The sequence below is a fragment of the Mycobacterium sp. 1165178.9 genome, from assembly GCF_001673555.1.
Taxonomy (GTDB): Bacteria; Actinomycetota; Actinomycetes; order Mycobacteriales; family Mycobacteriaceae; genus Mycobacterium.
In genome coordinates, this window is sequence record NZ_LZMB01000089.1 from 1 (window position 1) to 1,832 (window position 1,832).

At 64.8% G+C, this 1,832-nt stretch carries 2 protein-coding genes; one reads left to right on the forward strand and one right to left on the reverse strand.

Going from position 1 to position 1,832, the window contains the following annotated elements; genetic code table 11:
* The coding region (locus A5652_RS04595) for an alpha/beta fold hydrolase (RefSeq protein ID WP_232001085.1) at nucleotides 1–823 on the forward strand (823 nt) is incomplete at its 5' end.
* Nucleotides 824–844: 21 nt separating this feature from the next.
* Here the strand turns inward: A5652_RS04595 and A5652_RS04600 are convergent.
* On the reverse strand, nucleotides 845–1,522 hold the full coding sequence (locus tag A5652_RS04600) for a Crp/Fnr family transcriptional regulator (RefSeq protein ID WP_067347100.1): 678 nt from the start codon (nucleotides 1,520–1,522) through the stop codon (nucleotides 845–847).
* Between the last annotated feature and the right edge of the window lie 310 nt (nucleotides 1,523–1,832).

The following is a 1,832-nucleotide window of genomic DNA, read 5'->3' on the forward strand; positions in this document are numbered from 1 at the left end:
CTGCGACGTCGACGTCGACGGTTGCCGCGTACACCTGCGCGTTTGGGGCCCAGCTGACCAGCCTCCGGTGGTGCTCGTCCACGGCGGAGGAGCACATTCAGGCTGGTGGGATCACATCGCGCCGTTCTTTGCCCGCACCCATCGCGTGATCGCGCCGGATCTGTCCGGGCATGGTGACAGCGAATCGCGCGGGCATTACGACCTGCGTACCTGGGCAAGCGAAGTGATGGCGGCCGCGGCGGCCGCCGGCCCCGCCGGACGGCCCACGATCGTCGGCCACAGTATGGGCGGTTGGGTCGTGTCCACGGCCGCGATGCACTACAGCCGGCAGATCAACAGCATGCTGGTGATCGACTCGCCGTTGTGGGAACGTGCGCCCGAAGAAGGGCGACTGCGTAGGCGCAAACACACCCGCTACCAGACGAGGGACGAGATCCTGGCCCGGTTCACGGCCGTGCCCTCGCAGGAGTCGATCCTGCCCTACGTCCGACAGCACATAGCGGGCGAGTCGATACGCAAAACCGACGGTGGATGGATCTGGAAGTTCGACCCGGCCATCTTCGCCGGTGAGTTTCTCGAGCCGACGCCCGCCGATGAGGAGTCGTTGGAGACCATGCTGGCCGCAATGCGTTGCCGCGTAGGATACTTGCGCTGCGAAGCCGGTTTGGTGCCGCCCGATATGGCCGAACGCATCCGATCCCTGCTTCAGCTGCGTGGCCCCTTCGTGGAGTTGGCGCAGGCCGGCCACCATCCCATGCTGGACCAGCCCCTCCCCCTGGTCGCGACGCTACGAACCCTCTTGGAATTCTGGTCGATCACCTAAGCATCAAACGGTTTTGTGGCCTCATGCCCTCGCGCGACGGGCCAGTTTCGCGGGTTGGTCGATGATGAGGGCCTTGCCCTGCTGTCGGATCCACCCGCGTTGGGCGAAGTCCGATAGCGCTTTGTTTACCGTTTCACGCGAGGATCCCACGAGTTGAGCGAGTTCCTTCTGCGTCAGGTGGTGCTCGACCAGCACCGAGCCACCGTTGCTAGTGCCGAATCGCATTGCCAGGTCGAGGATTTGCTTCGCCACTCGGGCGGGGACATCGGTGAAGATCAGGTCGCTCAAAGCGTTATTGGTATGCCGGAGTCGGCGCGCCAACACCCGCAGCAGCTGCTCTGCGATTTCGGGACGTTCGATAATCCATGTCCGAAGGGCGGGGCGGTCCATCCGGACCGCCTTCACCTCGGTCAGGGTGATCACCGTCGAGGTCCGCGGGCCGGGATCGAACAGCGCCAGCTCACCGAACACGTCCCCGGGGCCCAGCACCGCGAAAACGGTTTCGCGACCGTCCGCCGTCTGATGGCGGATCTTCACAGTGCCCGACAAGATGACGTAGAGGTCGTCACCCAGCTCGCCTTCGACGAAGACGGTCCGCCTGCGCGGGAAGGCCACGTGCTGCAGGTGGCGAGCCAAGGCATCGACCGCATCAGGGGCTATCCCCTGGAATATGCCGGCTCGCGCCAATACTTCGTTCACGCCGCCCCTTTCAACGCGTTTCGCACGGCGTTGCGCGCACTAGGCGCTGCTCTGAGTGTGAGGTGCGTCTTGGCTCGCGGTCCAGACCTTACACCAGGACGGAGATTCGTAACGTAGCAGGTCACGACCGCCGTTTCGGCGTGCAACGGCGGCCGGGCGGCCCGCCTACGCGGCCGGCGTGGTGACGGTCGACGCGATGGTCACCTCGGAGTACAGGTTCCCGCACGCATCGCAATGCACCTGATACTCGAGCTTGTCGTCGTCACGCTCAAGGAATCGATACTGCGCCCACGCCATACACCGCGGGCAC